Below are 17067 nucleotides of genomic sequence, written 5' to 3'. Positions count from 1 at the left end.
CTGGAAGAGTTAGAACGATGAGCGGTCCCCAGTATCCCGGTTTCGATACGCTGGCCCTGCATGCCGGCAGTGCGCCGGACCCGGCCACCGGCGCGCGCGCCACGCCGATCCATTTCACGTCCTCGTTCGCGTTCCGCGATTCGGAGCATGCGGCGTCCCTGTTCAACATGGAGCGCGCCGGCCACGTCTACTCGCGCATTTCGAACCCGACCAATGCGGTGCTGGAAGAGCGCATCGCGGCGCTGGAGGGCGGCGTGGCCGGCATCGCTACCGCCAGCGGCCAGGCCGCGATGCACCTGGGTCTGGCGACCATCGCCGGCGCGGGTTCGCACATCGTGGCCTCGACCGCCCTGTACGGCGGCTCGCACAACCTGCTGCATTACACCCTGCGCCGCTTCGGCATCGACACCACCTTCGTGGACCCGCGCGACCTCGACGCCTGGCGCGCCGCGATCCGCCCCAACACCAAAGTGCTGTTCGGCGAGACCCTCGGCAACCCGGGCCTGGACGTGCTCGACATCCCGGCAGTGGCCGGCATCGCGCACGAGCACGACCTGCCCCTGATGGTGGACGCGACCTTCACCACGCCGTATCTAGAGCGTCCGTTCGAGCTGGGCGCCGACCTGCTGTTCCATTCCGCCACCAAGTTCCTGTGCGGCCACGGCACCGCCATCGGCGGCCTGCTGGTCGACGGCGGGACCTTCGACTGGGACGCGGCCCATGGCCGCAGCGGGCGTTTCCCCGAGCTGTGCGAGCCCTACGAGGGCTTCCACGGCATGGTGTTCGCGGAAGAATCGACGGTCGCGCCCTTCGCCCTGCGCGCGCGGCGCGAAGGCCTGCGCGACTTCGGCGCGGCCATGAGCCCGCACAACGCCTTCGCCATCCTGCAAGGCACCGAGACCCTGGGCCTGCGCATGGACCGCCACGTCGCCAATACGCGCCGTGTCGTCGAATTCCTGCTGGCGCATCCGGCAGTCGAGTCGGTGTCCTACCCGGAACTGGAATCGCACCCCGATCATGCGCTTGCCGCGCGCCTGCTGCCGAAAGGCTGCGGCGCCGTGTTCACCTTCCAGCTCAAGGGCGACCGTGCGGCAGGGCGCCGCTTTGCCGACGGCCTGCAGGTGTTCTCGCACCTGGCCAATGTGGGCGACGCGAAATCCCTGGTCATCCACCCGGCCTCCACCACCCACTTCCGTGTGCCGGCCGACCAGCTCGCGGCCTCCGGCATTACCGAAGGGACGATGCGCCTGTCGGTCGGCCTCGAAGACCCGGACGACCTGATCGACGACCTGAAGCGGGCCCTGAAACTGGCCCAGAAGGGCTCCTGATGCGACTCGAGATCAAGGGCGCCGGCGCCTACGCCTACACCGGCGGCAAAACCTTCGACCCGGCGCTTCCATGCATCGTGCTGATCCACGGCGCCCAGAACGACCATTCGGTGTGGGCGCTGCAGAGCCGCTACCTGGCGCACCACGGCTATGCGGTGCTGGCGGTCGACCTGCCGGGCCACGGCCGCAGCAGCGGCCCGGCCTTGAGCAGCGTGGAAGCGATGGCCGACTGGATCCTGGCCATCCTGGCGGCAGCCGGGGTCGAGCGTGCGCTGCTGGCCGGGCACAGCATGGGCTCGCTGGTCGCGCTGGAAGCCAGCCGGCGCGCACCGGGCACGGTCGCCGGCCTGGCCCTGCTCGGCACGACCTACCCGATGAAAGTGGCCGACGCGCTGCTCGAGACCGCCCGCCTTGATGAAGGCTCGGCCATCGACATGGTCAACATCTGGTCGCACTCGTCGATCGCGCACAAGCCGTCCTGCCCGGGTCCGGGCTTTTCGGTGATGGGCGGCGCGCGCCGCCTGATGCAGCGGATGTCGGCGCGCAATCCGCAGCAGCTGTTCTACACCGACTTCGCCGCGTGCAACAGCTACGCGAACGGCGAGGCCGCGGCCGATGCGCTTCGCTGCCCTACCCTGTTCGTATTCGGCAAAAAGGATGTGATGACGCCGCCCCGTTCGACGAAATTGCTGACCGGCGCGATCGAGCATGGCAAAATCGTCAACGTGGACGCCGGCCACCAGATGATGGCCGAGGCGCCCGACGCGGTGCTCGATGCGTTGGCAGGCTTCGCCGCATCGATCCCGTTCCAACGGATCCAGGAGACCCCATGACGGCCCGTTTCGCCAGCTTCGCGGAGTTCTATCCCTACTACCTGACCCAGCACGCCGACCGGCGCTGCCGCCGCGCCCACTTCATCGGCACCTCGTCGGCCATCGCCGCGATCGCCCAGTACATCGACAGCCTGAACGCCTGGTGGCTGCTGTTCGCGGTTGTCAGCGGCTATGGCGGGGCCTGGATCGGCCACTTCTTCTACGAGAAGAACAGGCCGGCCTCGTTCTCCCAGCCCTGGTTCTCGTTTCGCGCCGACTGGGTCATGTACTGGCAGATGCTGACAGGCAAGCTCAGCTGGTAGTGCGCCGGTCGAGCAGCGCCCGCACCCGCGCCGCCAGATCCTCGAGCGTAAACGGCTTGCCGATCAGTTGCACCCCAGGTTCCAGCACGCCCTTGTGCACCACCGCATTGCGGCTGTAGCCGGTGGCGAACAGCACCTGCAGGTCCGGGCGCCTGCGCAGCGCCTGGTCGGCCAGCTCCCTGCCGTTCAAGTCGGGCATGACCACGTCGGTGAACAGCAGCGCGATCTCCGGATGGCTGTCGAGCAGGCGCAGGGCCGTGGCCGCACCGTCGGCCTCGAACACCCGGTAACCCAGTTCGGCCAGCATGGCGACCGAGAGCGTGCGCACCGCGGCTTCGTCTTCCACCACCAGGATCACGTCGCTGGCGTCGCCGTACACCACCCCGGCCCCGGCCTCGGCGCCCGCCGGTAGCCGGGCGGCCTCGTGGTGGCGCGGCAGGTAGAGCTTCACGGTCGTGCCCTGGCCCGGTTCCGAATCGATCTTCACGTGGCCGCCGGACTGCTGCACGAAGCCATACACCTGGCTCAGGCCCAGGCCGGTCCCGCGCCCCACTTCCTTGGTCGTGAAGAAGGGATCGAAGGCTCGGGCGACCACGTCCTGCGACATGCCCGAGCCGGTGTCGCTGACCGCCACCATCACGTACTGGCCCGGCGCCAGCCCGGGGTGCGCAGCGGCATAGCGCTCGTCGAGGCGGGAATTGGCGGTCTCGATGCTCAATCGTCCGCCGTCCGGCATCGCGTCGCGCGCGTTCACCGCCAGGTTGAGGATGGCGCTTTCGAGCTGGTTGGCGTCGACGTGGGCGCGCCACAGGCCGCCGGCCAGCACCGTATCCAGGCGCACGTTCCCGCCCAGCGCGTGCTGCAGCAGTTCCGACATGTTGGCGACCAGTTGGTTCAGCGACAGGGTTTCCGGCCGCAGGGCCTGCTGGCGCGAGAAGGCCAGCAGGCGCTGGGTCAGCAGGGCGGACCGGCGCACCCCACCCTTGGCCATCTCGACGTACTGCAGGGCGCGCGCATCCATCGGCGCGAGGCCGTCCTGCATGCGCCGGCCGAGCAGCTCGAGTGCGCTCGTCACCACCGCCAGCATGTTGTTGAAGTCGTGTGCGATGCCGCCGGTGAGCTGGCCCACCGCCTCCATCTTCTGGGCCTGGCGCAGGGCGCCCTCGATCCGGACCCGTTCCTCGACGCCTTCCGCGACGCGCCGCTCGAGCGTGTCGTTGAGCTCGCGCAGCGCCAGCTCGGCCCGGTGGCGCTTGGTACCGTCCTGGAACAGCACCGCGACCTGGCGCCGCTCGGGCGGCTCGATGCGCAGCGCGGCCAGTTCCAGGTAGCGCCCGGTGCGCTCCAGGGTGCGTTCGAAGCGCACCGGCTCGCCGGTGAGCAGCACGCGGCGGTAGATCTCGACCCAGCCATCCGCTTCCAGCGGCACCATGTCGCGCACGCGCTGGCCGACCACGTTCTCGATGCCCGCGTTGGCCGCATAGGCGGGATTGGCCATCACGTGCACGTAGTCGCTCATCGGGCCGTGCGGGCCGTCCAGGAACTCGATCACGCAAAAGCCCTCGTCGATCGACTCGAACAGCGTGCGGAACAGGCGCTCGCTCTCGCGCAGCGCCTCGCCGATCGCGATCCGTTCGGAGAGGTCGAGCATGGCCCCAATCATGCGCAGCGCGCGCCCGCCGGCGTCGCGCAGCACGGTGCCGCGGTCGAAGATCTCGGCATAGCTGCCGTCGGCGCGCCGGAAGCGGTATTCGCCGACCCAGCTGGTGCCGCCGCCTTCGATCACCGCGTGGATGTCCCCGTCGATGCGGGCGCGGTCGTCCGGGTGGATGTGCTCGATCCACCACGCGGCGCTGGTCTTGTCGAGCGCGTGCCCGAACAGGCTGTGCAGGGCCTGGTTCCAGATGACGTGGCCGTCGGCGATGCGCCAGTCCCAGATGGCGTCGTTGGTCGCCAGCCGGGCAAGGCGGTAGCGCTCGGCCGCCTCATGCAGCTCGCCGTCCAGGCTCCATCCGGTGCAGATCAGGCCCTGGACCCGGCCTTGCCCATCGCGCAAGGGCGCGAAGGCGCCGACGATGCCGTCGGCGTCCTCGCGCCGGTGGACCGCGCGCCCGGCTAGGACCTCGTCGACGATGGCGTCCAGCTGCTCGCGGCGGCCGCTCCACGCCCGGGCCAGCGGCGCGCCGAGCGCGGCGGGGTGCCGGTCGCCGAGGGTCCGTGCGCATGCTTCGTTGTAGACCAGGGCGAGGCTCCCGCCCCAGGCCAGCCAGGCGGGCGCCGCCGAATCGAGCACCAGGGCGGCGGCCAGGCGCAGCGCTTCAGGCCAGGCGCGCGGCTCGCCGAGCGGGCTGCGCGACCAGTCGCGCGACTGCAGGAGCGGCGCGAGCGCGGCGCCGTCCGGCGCGAACGGAGCGGTGGTGGAACGGGGAGGCGCTGCGGGGCTGGGCTCGCTGATGGTCATCGAGGGAGGAAAAGGCGTTCATCGTCAAATTGCGCAATTTGCAAATGATACACGCCCTGGACTATGGCAAGCGGGTTTTTTGACCTCAGGCAGCAAGCCCGAAGTGCTCGGCCAGGCTTTGTTCCAGCCCCTCCTCCACGGCCGCCTCGACCTGGCGCGCCAGCGCCGCGGTGTCGAGCGCCAGCGACGTGGCAGGCGGCGCTCCATCGGCAGTGCCGGCATCGAAGACGAACAGGCGGTAGACGTCGGCCAGCCGGATCTTGCCGGGATCGGCCAGCAGCACCCAGTTCTCGACGTTTTCGCGCGCGCCGCGTCCCCAGCGCACACCCGCAGGAAGCTCGTCCTGCACCCGCCCGACCCAGCCGGCCGCCACCATCTTCTCGAGCAGCATCGACATCTCGTCGTAGCCGATGCGCGTGTGCGCCCGGATCGCCGCGTTCGAGACCAGGGTGGTGCCGGTCAGCCGCGCGCTGCCGCAGAGCACCTTGAGCACGGCCATCGCGTCCACGAACGCGCTGCCCGGCGTCGGCTGGTGCTTCCAGCGCTCGTACTTGACCACCGGCAGCGCGGCGGCCAGCACGGCGCCCACCAGGGTGATCAGCCAGGACAGGTACATCCAGACCAGGAACAGCGGCAGCGCCGCCAGGGCGCCATAGATGATGGCGTAGGTCGGGAACTGGCGGATGAACAGGGCGAAGCCGCGCTTGGCGAGCTCGAAGGCGATCGCCGCGGCCAGCCCGCCCCACAGGGCGTCGCGCCAGTGCACGCGGCGGTTCGGCACCGCCATGTAGAGCAGCATGTAGGCCCCGGCGCTCAGGGCCACCGACACCGCAGTGTAGAACAGCGCGCCCAGGAACGGAAAGGACTTCACCAGGCCGCCCGTGGCGCTGAACAGCTGCGAGGTAGCGGTGAGCGACAGGCCGAACAGGATCGGTCCGAGCGTGATGATGGACCAGTAGACCGGCACCCGCTGCGACCACGGCCGTGGGCGGCGCACGCCCCAGATCTGGTTGAAGGCGCGCTCGATCATTCCCATCATCGTGGTCGTGGTCAGGAGCAGCAGCACGGCGCCCAGCAGGGACAGGCCCTTGGCCTTGTCGGCGAACTGGGTCAGGTTGGCGCTGATGGTGTTGGCGATGGCCCTGGGCATGAGGGTCTGCACGAACCAGGTATCGAGCGCCGCGCGCACCTGGCCGAACACCGGGAAGGTGGTCAGGATCGCCAGCACGATGGTGAGCAGGGGCACCAGCGCCAGGGTGGTCGTGAAGGTCAGGCTTCCCGCCACTTGCGGCAATTTCTCTTCGCGCAGGCGGCGCCGGGCGAAGCGCAACAGGTCGCCGGTTTCGCCCAGCGTCAGGCCGCGCGCGCGGTCGCTGCCGATGGCCAGCAGGTCGCCCGTGCTGCGCGACAGGGAGTGGACGGTCTTGGAAAGCATTCGGTGGTTCGATTCGCCCCGCATAGGGCATGTCAATTGAGCAAAGCGCCCTATAATACCAACGATGAAGCCGACCCTGACCCCGAACCTGACCATTCTCGTGTTGTACTACTCGCGCCATGGCGCCACCCGCAAGCTGGCCGAACTGGTCGCCCAGGGCATCGAGAGCGTGCCCGGGCTTGATGCGCGCCTGCGCACCGTGCCGGCGGTATCCACCGTGGCCGAGGCAACCGCGCCCGAGGTTCCGGGCGAAGGCGCCCCGTATGTCGAGCTGGACGACCTGCGCGAATGCGCCGGCCTGGCGCTCGGCTCGCCGACCCGCTTCGGCAACATGGCATCCGCGCTCAAGTATTTCCTCGACGGCACCGCCGCCGACTGGATCAACGGCACGCTGTCCGGCAAGCCGGCGGTCGTCTTCACGTCCACCGGCAGCCTGCACGGCGGCCAGGAATCGACCCTGCTGTCGATGATGCTCCCATTGTTACACCACGGCATGCTCGTGATGGGACTGCCCTACTCGCATCCTGAACTCATGAATACCGCCAGCGGCGGCAGCCCCTACGGCGCCTCGCACTGGGCCGGCGCCGACGGCAAGCGCGCCCTGAGCGAGGACGAGCGCGTGCTCGCCATCGCGCTCGGCAAACGCTTGGCGCTCGCCGCGGTCAAACTCCACGGAATGCAATGATGGATACCGCAAAAGTCTTTCATGCCGGCGCAATCGCAAGCCTGATCTGGCTGATCGGCTGGCTCGTGGCCTGGGAAGTGTTCGTCGCACCGCTGCACCCGGGCGGCTCGCTGCTTGCGCTCAAGGCGCTGCCCCTGCTGCTGCCCTTGCGCGGCGTGATCAAGCGCGACCTCTACACCCTGCAATGGTCGTCGATGGTGATCCTCATCTATTTCGCCGAAGGCGTGGTGCGCGCCTGGGCCGACACTTCCGAAGCCTCGCGCGGCATGGCGGTCGGCGAGATCGTGCTGGTGGTCGTCTACTACGCCTGCGCGCTGCTGTTCCTGCATCCGTACAAGAAGGAAGCCAAGCGCCTGGCCAAGGAACTGCTCGACAAGGTCAAAGTCCCGCATGACTGAGGCACAGCCGGCCAGCGCCGCGCTGGCCACCTTCGTCGCCGGCCTCGGCGCCATCGTCGGCGAGGCGCACCTGGTCCTCGATCCCGCCGCGATGACCCCTTACCTGGAAGACTGGCGCGGCCGCTTCACCGGGCGCGCGCTGGCCGTGGTTCTGCCCTTCGATACCCGCGAGGTGGCCCAGGTGGTCGCCGCCTGCGCCGCGGCGCGCGTGCCCGTGGTGCCCCAGGGCGGCCGCACCGGCCTGGTGCTCGGCAGCGTGCCGGATGCCAGCGGCAGCGCCGTCGTGCTGTCGCTGCGGCGCCTGAACCGCATCCGCGCCATCGACGCGGCCAACCGCACCATGACGGTCGAAGCCGGCTGCATCCTGTACGACGTCCAGCAGGCCGCGCTCGAGGCCGGCATGCTGTTTCCGCTGTCGCTGGCCAGCGAAGGCAGCTGCACCATCGGCGGCAACCTGGCCACCAATGCCGGCGGCACCGCGGTGCTGCGTTACGGGAATACCCGCGAGCTGTGCCTGGGACTGGAAGTGGTCACCGCCCAGGGTCAGGTGTGGGACGGCTTGCGCGGCCTGCGCAAGGACAATACCGGCTATGCGCTGCGCGAGCTGTTCATCGGCGCCGAAGGCACGCTCGGGGTCATCACCGCCGCCGTGCTCAAGCTGTATCCGCAGCCGAAGGCGGCCCTGACGGCACTGGTCGCGCTCGACTCGCCGCAGGATGCACTCGCGCTGCTGTCCCTGATGCAGGAACGCTGCGGCGCGGCGCTGACCGGCTACGAGCTGATGTCCGATCTCTGCCTGCGCCTGGTCCATACCCATTTCCCCGAGCTGCCGCGGCCCTTCGCCGACCACTATCCGCAGTATGCGCTGGTCGAACTGTCAAGCAACGAATCCGAACACCACGCCGCCGGCCTGGTCGAATCCGCGGTCGGGGCGGCGCTGGAGGCCGGCATCGCGCTGGACGCGGCCCTGGCAAGTTCGGTAAGCCAGTCGATCGGCCTGTGGAAGCTGCGCGAGCACATTTCGATGGCGCAAGCGGCCGCAGGCAAGAACATCAAGCACGACATCTCGCTGCCGGTGTCAAGCATCCCCGACTTTATCGACCAGACCGATCGCGCCTTGCAGGCCGCCTTCCCCGGCTGCCAGGTCGTCTGCTTCGGGCACTTGGGTGACGGCAACCTGCACTACAACATCGCACCGCCGGCCGGCACCGGCCACGACAGTTTCCTGGCGCACCAGGACTCGGTCAACCGCATCGTCCACGACAGCGTCGCCCGCTTCCACGGCTCGATCTCGGCCGAGCACGGGATCGGCGCCCTCAAGCGCGAGGAACTGGCGCGCTACAAGGACCCGGTCGAACTGGACATGATGCGTGCCGTCAAAGCCGCGCTGGACCCGCTCGGCATTATGAACCCTGGCAAAATTCTATGACCGGGGACATTCACATGCGCAAGCACGTATCGATGGCGATCTTCTGCCTGGCCTCCAGCGCAGCAAGCGCGGGCACGATCTACAAATGCACCGAAGGCGGCAGGATCAGTTACCACGACCAGCCCTGCGGAAGCGGCGCGGTGGCCCTGAAGGTGCAGGCCGCGCAAGAGCCGGCGCCGGACGCCCTGGCCCGGCTCGCGCGCGAGCGCGCCCTGCTGCAGGAAATCGAAGAGGCGCGCGCGGCGCGCGAGGAACAGGCCGCGCGCGAGGGTGTCCGGGCCCAGCGGGCCGCGGCCGCCGTCCGGCGCCGCTGCGACAAGCTGCGCCTGCAGCACAAGTGGGCGATCGAAGACGCGCGGCGCGCCGGCCGCGACGACGCCGAACGCGCCGGCACCAAGGCGCGGCGGCAGGCCGAGGCACTGGCGGTGGAATGCCCGGCCTGAGCCTGCCAACCGGAATTCTGTCTCGCTGGCTCCTGTTCGGCGAATGGCGCGCCCATCCCGTGCGGGCGCTGCTCGCCATCGCCGCGATCGCGGTCGGCGTCGCCATGGGCTTCGCCATCCACCTCATCAACGCCGCCGCCTTCAACGAGTTTTCCGCCGCCGTCAAGACTTTGGCCGGCCAGGCCGACGTCCAGGTGGCCGGGCGCGAACCCCTGTTCGACGAATCCGTCTACGCCAAGCTGGCCGCCCATCCGCAGGTGGCGGTGGCGGCGCCGGTGCTCGAGCTGTCGGCCGGCTTTCCCGGCATGCAGGGCTCGCTGCGCATCGTCGGCATCGACGCCTTCCGCGCCGGCTTCATTTCGCCCGACCTGACCGGCGTGCCGCAGGATGGCCGCATGACCGACGTGCTGGCCGACGACGCCCTGTTCCTGTCGCCCGCCGCCCAGGCCTGGCTGCAAAAACGGCCAGGTGACACCCTCGTGCTGCGCGCCGGGACCGGCGACGTCAAGCTGCGCGTGGCCGGGCCGGTCCAGCGCGCGCGCGCGGGCCAGCGCATCGCCGTGATGGACATCGGCGCCATGCAGTGGCGCTTCAATCAGCTGGGGCGCCTGTCGCGGGTCGACCTCAAGCTGCGCGACGGGGTCGACCGCGCCGCCTTCCAGCGCAGCCTGGCCCGGGAGCTCGAGCGCAGCTTCCCGGGGCGCTTCGTGGTGCGCCAGCCGAACGACAGCGACCAGGAAGAGCGCAACGCCAACCTGAGCCGCGCCTACCGCGTCAACCTGACCGTGCTGGCGCTGGTGGCCCTGTTCACCGGCGCCTTCCTGGTGTTCTCGACCCAGGCGCTGTCGGTGATGCGCCGGCGCAGCCAGTTCGCGCTGCTGCGCGTGCTCGGCCTGGAGCGCAATGGGCTGCTGGGCCAGGTGCTGCTCGAGGGCGCCAGCCTGGGCGTGCTCGGCGCGGCGCTGGGCATCCTGGGCGGTTACGCGCTGGCGGCCCTGGCCCTCACCTATTTCGGCGGCGACCTGGGCGCCGGTTACTTCCCCGGCATCCGCCCGCAGGTCCAGTTCACACCTGTGGCGGCCACCGTGTTCTTCCTGCTCGGCCTGGGCGTGGCCCTGCTTGGGTGCCTGGCGCCGGCGCTCGAGGCGGCCAACGCCCGTCCGGCGGTCGCGATCAAGTCGGGCGCCGACGAAGCCGCGCTGTCGCGCCTGGCGCGGGTCTGGCCATCGCTGCTGTGCCTGTCCTTGGGCGCGGTGCTGGCCTTCGCGCCGCCGGTGTTCGAGCTGCCCCTGTTCGGCTACTTATCGATCGCCCTGCTGCTCATCGGCGGCATCGGCCTGATGCCGCGCCTGGCCGCGGAAGCTTTCCGCCGCATGGAAGGCCTGTTGCTGCGCGCGCGCCATGCGCCGCCGACCCTGCTGCTGTCCCTGTCGCGCCTGGCGAATGCTCCGGGCCAGGCGGCGATCGCGCTGGGCGGGGTGCTCGCCAGCTTCAGCCTGATGGTCGCGATGGGCATCATGGTGGCCAGCTTCCGGGTCTCGGTGGACGACTGGATGGGGCACATCCTGCCGGCCGACCTGTACGTCCGGGCGGCAAGCAGCGGCAATACCGGCTTCCTCACGCCCGAGCAGCAGGCGGCGCTGCGCGCCACGCCCGGCGTCGCCCAGGCCCACTTCCTGCGCACCCGTCCCGTTTCCTTGTCCCCCGAACGGCCCAACGTGGTCGTGATCGCGCGCGACATCGATGCGCGCGATCCGGGACAGCTGCTGTACCTGGTGGGCACGAGCGCGCCGGTGCCCAGCGGTGCGCGGCCGGCCTGGGTATCCGAAGCCATGCTCGACCTGTATGGCGTGCGCGTCGGCCAGACATTGACGCTGCCGCTCGGGGGCGCCCAGGCGAGATTCTTCGTGGCCGGCGTGTGGCGCGACTATGCCAACCAGGCCGGCTCGGTGGTGATCCGCCTGGCCGACTACCGCGCCCTGACGGGCGAAGGCGAAGTCACGGACGCCGCCCTGTTCGCGGCGCGCGGCAGCAGCGCCGAACAGCTCGAAGGCGCGGTGCGCGCCCTGCCTTTCGGGGCGGCGCTGCAGACCATGTCGGCGGGCGAGATTCGCGCCGCCAGCCTCAGGATCTTCGACCGCAGCTTTGCCGTGACCTATCTGCTGGAGGCGATCGCCATTGCCATCGGACTATCCGGGGTGGCGGCCAGCTTCTCGGCCCAGACCCTGGCGCGCTCCAAGGAGTTCGGCATGCTGCGCCACGTCGGCGTCACCCGCGGCCAGGTGCTGGGCATCCTCGCCTTCGAAGGCGGCTTGCTCACCCTGCTCGGGGTGGCCTGCGGCTTCGCGCTGGGGCTGGTCATCAGCCTGATCCTGGTTTATGTTGTCAACCCGCAGTCGTTTCACTGGACAATGGGGCTGCACCTGCCGTGGACCTTGCTGGGGAGCGTGGCCGCGGTGCTGGTCGGGGCCTCGATCCTGACGGCACTGGTATCGGGACGTTATGCGCTGTCGGGTGGTCCGGTACGCGCGGTCAGGGAGGATTGGTAATGCGGTTAGTGGTGTTTGTTGTGCTGTTGTTCCTTGCGCAGTGGGGCCGGGCCGAGCCGCCGCAGTTCGCACCCGTGGTTCCCGGCACCACGCTGTCCTTCCCGCGCGACTTCGGCGCCCATCCGGAATTCCGCACCGAATGGTGGTACGTCACCGGCTGGGTCGAAACGCCCGACCGCAAGCCGCTCGGTTTCCAGGTCACCTTCTTTCGCAGCCGCACCGAACACGACCCGAGAAACCCGAGCGCGTTTGCCCCGCGCCAGCTGGTGATCGGCCACGCCGCCCTGTCCGACCCGGCGCTGGGCCGCCTGGTGCACGACCAGAAGAGCGCCCGCGAAGGCTTCGGCCTGGCCTGGGCCCGCACCGGCAACACCGACCTCAAGCTCGACGACTGGCGCATGGTGCGCGAAAGCTCGGGGCATTACCGCGTCACCATCCGCTCCAGCGAGTTGACGCTGGAACTGCGCCTGCAGCCGACCCAGCCGGTGCTGGTGCAGGGCGAAGGCGGCTATTCGCGCAAGGGCGCCAGCCCCCAGCACGCCAGCCATTACTATAGCGAGCCGCAGCTGAAGGTGAGCGGCAAGGTCGGCCGCGCCGGCAGCCTGCCCGTGGCCGTCACGGGCAGCGCCTGGCTCGATCACGAATGGTCGAGCGAAGCGCTGCAGCCGGAGGCTACCGGCTGGGACTGGATCGGCGTGAACCTCATCGATGGCGGCGCCCTGATGGCTTTCCAGATTCGCAGCAGGCAAGGTGGTAAACTATGGGCGCACGCCACCGTGCGCGATGCCGCGGGCCGCGTGACCCGCTACGCGCCCGAGCAGGTCAGTTTCACGCCCACCGCGCGCTGGCGGTCGCCGCGCACCGGCGCCGAGTACCCGGTGGCCCAGGATGTCGTCACCGGCGCGCTGCGCTGGCAGCTCACTCCCCTGCAGCAGGACCAGGAACTCGATTCGCGCCGCTCGACCGGGGCGGTGTACTGGGAAGGCGCGGTGACGGTCAGCCGCGACGGCAAGCCTTTGGGGCGCGGCTACCTGGAAATGACGGGCTACGTGCGCCCGATGAAGCTTTGAACAGAACAGAACATTGAAGAACAATCCGCCCGAGACAATGACTTCCCGCTCCACCGGCACTACCGATTCCGACACCTCCCGCAAAGGCAGCCTGGCCGCGCTCAAGGGCCTGCTGCCCTTCCTCGCGCCCTATCGCCGCCAGTTCGTCCTGGCCGGCATCGCGCTGCTGTTCGCGGCCGGCGCCACGCTGGCGATTCCCGCCGCCTTCAAGCAGATGATCGACCACGGTTTCGGCGCCGAGGCCGGCCGCCAGAACATCGAACACGTGAATGCCGTGTTCCTGGCCCTGTTCGGCGTGGCCGCCGTGCTGGCCGTGGCCACCGCCGCGCGCTTCTACATGGTGTCCTGGCTGGGCGAGCGCGTGGTGGCCGACGTGCGCGCCGCCGTCTACCGCCACGTGGTGCACCAGAGCCCCGAATTTTTCGAATCCACGCGCACCGGCGAAGTGCTGTCGCGGCTGACCACCGACACCACCCTGATCCAGACCGTGGTCGGCACCAGCATCTCCCTCGCCTTGCGCAATACCCTGCTGTTCATCGGCGGCCTGATCATGCTGTTCGTGACCAGCCCCAAGCTCACCGCGATCATCCTGGGCCTCCTGGTGCTGGTGGTGCTGCCGATCGTGCTGTTCGGACGGCGCGTGCGCAAGCTGTCGCGCGACTCGCAGGACCGCATCGCCGACGCCTCGGCGCTGGCCGGCGAGATCCTGAACGCGATGCCCACCGTGCAGGCCTTCACCCACGAGGGCATCGAGGCCGGCCGCTTCGGCACCTCCGTCGAAGGCGCCTTCCAGACCGCGATCCGGCGCATTCGCGCCCGCGCCACGCTCACCATGCTGGCCATCGTGTTGGTGTTCGGCAGCATCGTGTTCGTGCTCTGGCTCGGCGCCCATGCGGTGCTCGAGGGCACGATGACCGGGGGCGACCTCGGGCAGTTCATCCTGTACGCCTCGATCGTGGCCGGCTCGGTCGGCGCATTGTCCGAAGTGATGGGCGAAGCCCAGCGCGCCGCCGGCGCCACCGAGCGCCTGCTGGAACTGCTCGCGGCCCGGTCCGACATCCAGGACCCGGCCCATCCGCGGCCGCTGCCCCCGCGGCTTGCCAACGGCGCGCGCGTGACGCTCGACGACGTCAGCTTCAGCTATCCTTCGCGCCTGGATACCGCGGCGCTGTCGCACCTGAAGCTCGACATCGCCGCCGGCGAGACCGTGGCCGTGGTCGGCCCCTCGGGCGCCGGCAAGACCACCCTGTTCCAGCTGCTGCTGCGCTTCTACGACCCGCAGGCCGGCAGCATTTTCCTGGACGGCATCGACATCCGCGACCTGGCCCTGCACACGCTGCGCGACGCGATCGGCATCGTCCCGCAGGACACCGTGATCTTCTCGAGCAGCGCGCTGGAGAACATCCGCTACGGCCGGCCGGATGCGAGCGACGAGGAAGTGGTGGCGGCGGCGAAGATGGCCGCGGCCCACGAGTTCATCGAGCGCCTGCCGCAGGGCTACGGCTCCTACCTGGGCGAGCGCGGCGTGCGCCTGTCGGGCGGCCAGCGCCAGCGCATCGCGATCGCGCGCGCCCTGCTCAAGAATCCGCCCCTGCTGCTGCTCGACGAAGCCACCAGCGCCCTCGACGCCGAGTCGGAACGCCTGGTGCAGCGCGCGCTGGAAGCGGCCATGGTCGGCCGCACCACCATCATCATCGCCCACCGCCTGGCCACCGTGCAGCGCGCCGACCGCATCATCGTGCTCGACGAAGGCCGCGTGGTCGAAGCCGGCACCCACGCCTCGTTGGTCGCCCACGGCGGCGTGTATGCCAACCTGGCGGCGCTGCAGTTCCAGGCCCACGCGCCGCTCGAACAGCAGGCCTCCTGAGCTTGCGGCCGGGCGCGCGGCCGCCGGCGCATTGCCAAGCTTTGATGACAGAAGCGCATCGGGATTGCTTGCCAATGCGGCATCTGTGTTGTGGCGCAGCCGCGCACACGGCGGTTTTCGACCCGGTTTTGTTGCGGTACGGAAAGTTACAACGGTATGATGCCTCTGATTCCAGATCCAGTGTGCCTCATGCCCTCCTCCCGATATCATCCCGCCAACTGGAATGTTGGCACCCGCATCAGCGCCATCACCTTCGTCCTGACGGCCGCGATCATCGCCGCGCTGGTCGCGACGATCACCTACGCCACCTCCCGCATGCTCGAGGAGCGCGCGACCCAGAGCGTCACGAGCGAACTGCGCAGCGTGGCCAACACGGTCGAGATGTTCAACAAGAGCGTCAGCAGCTCGGCCGCGAGCTTCGGCCGCATCTTCCGCCATGGCCTGCCCGGCAGCTTCGAGCTCGACCCGGCGACCAGCGTGGACATCGGCGGCAAGGCCACGCCCACGCTCAAGCTCGACGGCAAGGTGCTGAACCTCGACTTCGGCGCGCCGGACAGCTTCACCGCGCAGACCGGCGGCAACGCCACCATCTTCGCCCTTGATGGCGAGGACTTCGTGCGCGTGACGACCTCGGTCAAGAAGGAAAACGGCGAACGCGCCGTCGGCACCGTCCTGGATCGCAACAGCCCGGCCTATGCCGTGCTGCGCGAGGGCCGCAGCTACATCGGCCTGGTCACCCTGTTCGGCAAGCAGTACATCACCCAGTACGAGCCGGCGCGCGACGCCGCCGGCAAGGTGGTCGGGGTGCTCTACGTGGGCGTCGACATTACGGAAGACATGAAGCTGCTGAAGGACCGCATCCGCGCGCTCAAGGTGGGCCAGACCGGTTACTTCTACGTGCTGAACGCCGCCCCGGGCAAGCACTACGGCGAGCTGCTGGTGCACCCGGGCAGCGAAGGCGCCAACCTGCTCGACAGCCGCGCCGCCGACGGGCGCGCCTTCATCCGCGAGATGCTGGACAAGAAGAACGGCAGCATCGTCTACGACTGGCAGAATCCTGGCGAAAGCGCGGCGCGCGAAAAATTCGTCGCCTACACCCACATCAAGGCGTGGGACTGGATCATCGCCGGCGGCACCTACCGCGACGAGATCACCGCGGCCGCCACCGAACTGCGCGAGCGCTTCATCCTGGCCGGCCTGCTGGCTCTCGCGGTGCTGGCCGCGCTCCTGTACGCCGTGGTGCGCGCCAGCGTGGCGCGTCCGCTGGCGCAGGTGCGCGACGTCGCCCGGCGCATCGCCGCGGGCGACCTCACGGCGCGCATGGAAAGCCGCGGGCGCGACGAGATCGGCCTGCTGACCGACGCCATCAACAGCGTCGGCGCCAGCCTCTCCAGCGTGGTGGGCAAGGTGCGCCTCGGCGCCGAACAGATCGCCAGCGCCTCGCAGCAGATCTCGGCCGGCAACCTGGACTTGTGCCAGCGCACCGAGGAGCAAGCGGCCAGCCTGGCCGGCACCGCCACTTCGATGGACCAGCTCACCGCCACCGTGCGCCAGAACGCCGACAACGCGCGCCAGGCCAACCAGCTCGCCGTCAGCGCATCGAACGTGGCGCAGCGCGGCGGCGCCACCGTGGCCCAGGTGATCGAGCGCATGGACGCCATCAGCCAGTCGTCGCGCAAGATTTCCGACATCACCGGCGTGATCGACGGCATCGCCTTCCAGACCAATATCCTGGCCCTGAACGCGGCCGTGGAAGCCGCCCGTGCGGGCGAACAGGGCCGCGGCTTCGCCGTGGTCGCGAACGAGGTGCGCAGCCTGGCCCAGCGCTGCGCGGCGGCGGCCAAGGAGATCAAGCTGCTCATCGACGCATCGAACGGCGAGGTCGAAGCGGGCGGCAAGCTGGTGGCCGACGCCGGCGTCACGATGCAGGACGTACTGGCGAGCGTGGCGCGCGTGACCGACATCATGGCCGAGATCACCGCCGCCAGCCAGGAGCAGACCGGCGGCATCGAGCACATCAACGGCGCGGTCGGCGCCATGGACGAGGCGACCCAGCAGAACGCGGCCCTGGTCGAGGAGGCCAGCGCCGCCGCCCAGGCCATGCAGGACCAGGCCGACGAGCTGGCGCGCGCCGTGCGCCTGTTCCGCCTGGCCGACGACGGCGACGCGCACGTGAGCGCATCCACGCCGCGCCGCCTCGCTCTCGGCGCCCGCTAAGGCGCTTTTCCGAAGCGCCCGCTTCGGTGTAGAGTGGCAGGCTTCGCCAG

At 69.6% G+C, this 17067-nt stretch carries 13 protein-coding genes; 11 read left to right on the top strand and 2 right to left on the bottom strand.

Annotated features, from left to right (window positions below; genetic code table 11):
• The first annotated feature begins 17 nt into the window (after window positions 1-17).
• The 3 genes from FG94_RS20660 to FG94_RS20650 are packed head-to-tail and all read left to right on the top strand — an operon-like array spanning window position 18 to window position 2463.
• Complete coding sequence (locus FG94_RS20660; protein WP_036215620.1) at window positions 18-1328, top strand: O-acetylhomoserine aminocarboxypropyltransferase; 1311 nt, start codon at window positions 18-20, stop codon at window positions 1326-1328.
• Entirely contained in the window at window positions 1328-2161 is an 834-nt protein-coding gene (locus FG94_RS20655; RefSeq protein ID WP_036215618.1) for an alpha/beta fold hydrolase, read from the top strand. The genes FG94_RS20660 and FG94_RS20655 overlap by 1 nt, the downstream gene beginning before the upstream one ends.
• Window positions 2158-2463 carry a DUF962 domain-containing protein gene (locus tag FG94_RS20650; protein ID WP_027867544.1) on the top strand — a complete coding sequence of 102 codons (306 nt, stop codon included), beginning with the start codon at window positions 2158-2160 and terminating at the stop codon, window positions 2461-2463. The genes FG94_RS20655 and FG94_RS20650 overlap by 4 nt, the downstream gene beginning before the upstream one ends.
• On the opposite strand, the gene FG94_RS20645 is transcribed toward FG94_RS20650, so the two are convergent.
• Both FG94_RS20645 and FG94_RS20640 read right to left on the bottom strand, forming a co-directional pair.
• Window positions 2453-4924, bottom strand: coding sequence for an ATP-binding protein (locus FG94_RS20645; protein WP_081926108.1), 2472 nt, complete (start codon window positions 4922-4924; stop codon window positions 2453-2455). The two genes, FG94_RS20650 and FG94_RS20645, sit on opposite strands and share 11 nt — an antisense overlap.
• Window positions 4925-5009: 85 nt before the next feature.
• Window positions 5010-6359, bottom strand: coding sequence for a YihY family inner membrane protein (locus FG94_RS20640; RefSeq protein ID WP_081926107.1), 1350 nt, complete (start codon window positions 6357-6359; stop codon window positions 5010-5012).
• 64 nt (window positions 6360-6423) lie between these two features.
• Here FG94_RS20640 and wrbA point away from each other — a divergent pair, with 64 nt between their 5' ends.
• From wrbA to FG94_RS20600, 8 genes are all read left to right on the top strand, one after another.
• A complete protein-coding gene (gene wrbA, locus FG94_RS20635; RefSeq protein WP_036215615.1) occupies window positions 6424-7044 on the top strand; it encodes an NAD(P)H:quinone oxidoreductase in 621 nt (206 codons plus the stop codon).
• Window positions 7044-7442, top strand: coding sequence for a DUF2069 domain-containing protein (locus tag FG94_RS20630; RefSeq protein ID WP_373965504.1), 399 nt, complete (start codon window positions 7044-7046; stop codon window positions 7440-7442). The genes wrbA and FG94_RS20630 overlap by 1 nt, the downstream gene beginning before the upstream one ends.
• Complete coding sequence (locus FG94_RS20625) at window positions 7435-8871, top strand: FAD-binding oxidoreductase (protein WP_051996953.1); 1437 nt, start codon at window positions 7435-7437, stop codon at window positions 8869-8871. The genes FG94_RS20630 and FG94_RS20625 overlap by 8 nt, the downstream gene beginning before the upstream one ends.
• A gap of 14 nt (window positions 8872-8885) precedes the next feature.
• Entirely contained in the window at window positions 8886-9314 is a 429-nt protein-coding gene (locus FG94_RS20620; RefSeq protein WP_036215666.1) for a DUF4124 domain-containing protein, read from the top strand.
• The gene (locus FG94_RS20615; protein WP_036215610.1) at window positions 9302-11863 is read left to right on the top strand and encodes an FtsX-like permease family protein; all 2562 of its coding nucleotides are present in this window, start codon (window positions 9302-9304) and stop codon (window positions 11861-11863) included. Before FG94_RS20620 ends, FG94_RS20615 begins: the two co-directional genes overlap by 13 nt.
• Complete coding sequence (locus FG94_RS20610) at window positions 11863-12933, top strand: lipocalin-like domain-containing protein (RefSeq protein ID WP_036215608.1); 1071 nt, start codon at window positions 11863-11865, stop codon at window positions 12931-12933. Before FG94_RS20615 ends, FG94_RS20610 begins: the two co-directional genes overlap by 1 nt.
• A 37-nt stretch (window positions 12934-12970) precedes the next feature.
• Window positions 12971-14800: an ABC transporter transmembrane domain-containing protein gene (locus FG94_RS20605; protein WP_036215605.1), complete on the top strand. Its 1830-nt coding sequence runs from the start codon at window positions 12971-12973 to the stop codon at window positions 14798-14800.
• Between the two features lie 189 nt (window positions 14801-14989).
• The gene (locus FG94_RS20600) at window positions 14990-17017 is read left to right on the top strand and encodes a Cache 3/Cache 2 fusion domain-containing protein (RefSeq protein WP_036215602.1); all 2028 of its coding nucleotides are present in this window, start codon (window positions 14990-14992) and stop codon (window positions 17015-17017) included.
• Window positions 17018-17067: the final 50 nt, after the last annotated feature.

This window comes from Massilia sp. LC238, from assembly GCF_000735635.1.
In the GTDB taxonomy this organism is placed as follows: Bacteria; Pseudomonadota; Gammaproteobacteria; order Burkholderiales; family Burkholderiaceae_D; genus Telluria; species Telluria varians.
This window is presented reverse-complemented; position numbering and strand designations above follow the sequence as displayed.

What these genes read in the sequence shown, in the direction of transcription:
- FG94_RS20620 (WP_036215666.1), top strand. Translation starts at nt 8,886, where the DNA reads ATGCGCAAGCACGTATCGATGGCGATCTTCTGCCTGGCCTCCAGCGCA.
- FG94_RS20655 (WP_036215618.1), top strand. Translation starts at nt 1,328, where the DNA reads ATGCGACTCGAGATCAAGGGCGCCGGCGCCTACGCCTACACCGGCGGC.
- FG94_RS20615 (WP_036215610.1), top strand. Translation starts at nt 9,302, where the DNA reads ATGCCCGGCCTGAGCCTGCCAACCGGAATTCTGTCTCGCTGGCTCCTG.
- FG94_RS20605 (WP_036215605.1), top strand. Translation starts at nt 12,971, where the DNA reads ATGACTTCCCGCTCCACCGGCACTACCGATTCCGACACCTCCCGCAAA.
- FG94_RS20660 (WP_036215620.1), top strand. Translation starts at nt 18, where the DNA reads ATGAGCGGTCCCCAGTATCCCGGTTTCGATACGCTGGCCCTGCATGCC.
- FG94_RS20650 (WP_027867544.1), top strand. Translation starts at nt 2,158, where the DNA reads ATGACGGCCCGTTTCGCCAGCTTCGCGGAGTTCTATCCCTACTACCTG.
- FG94_RS20610 (WP_036215608.1), top strand. Translation starts at nt 11,863, where the DNA reads ATGCGGTTAGTGGTGTTTGTTGTGCTGTTGTTCCTTGCGCAGTGGGGC.
- wrbA (WP_036215615.1), top strand. Translation starts at nt 6,424, where the DNA reads ATGAAGCCGACCCTGACCCCGAACCTGACCATTCTCGTGTTGTACTAC.
- FG94_RS20640 (WP_081926107.1), bottom strand. Translation starts at nt 6,359, where the DNA reads ATGCTTTCCAAGACCGTCCACTCCCTGTCGCGCAGCACGGGCGACCTG.
- FG94_RS20600 (WP_036215602.1), top strand. Translation starts at nt 14,990, where the DNA reads ATGCCCTCCTCCCGATATCATCCCGCCAACTGGAATGTTGGCACCCGC.
- FG94_RS20625 (WP_051996953.1), top strand. Translation starts at nt 7,435, where the DNA reads ATGACTGAGGCACAGCCGGCCAGCGCCGCGCTGGCCACCTTCGTCGCC.
- FG94_RS20645 (WP_081926108.1), bottom strand. Translation starts at nt 4,924, where the DNA reads ATGACCATCAGCGAGCCCAGCCCCGCAGCGCCTCCCCGTTCCACCACC.
- FG94_RS20630 (WP_373965504.1), top strand. Translation starts at nt 7,044, where the DNA reads ATGGATACCGCAAAAGTCTTTCATGCCGGCGCAATCGCAAGCCTGATC.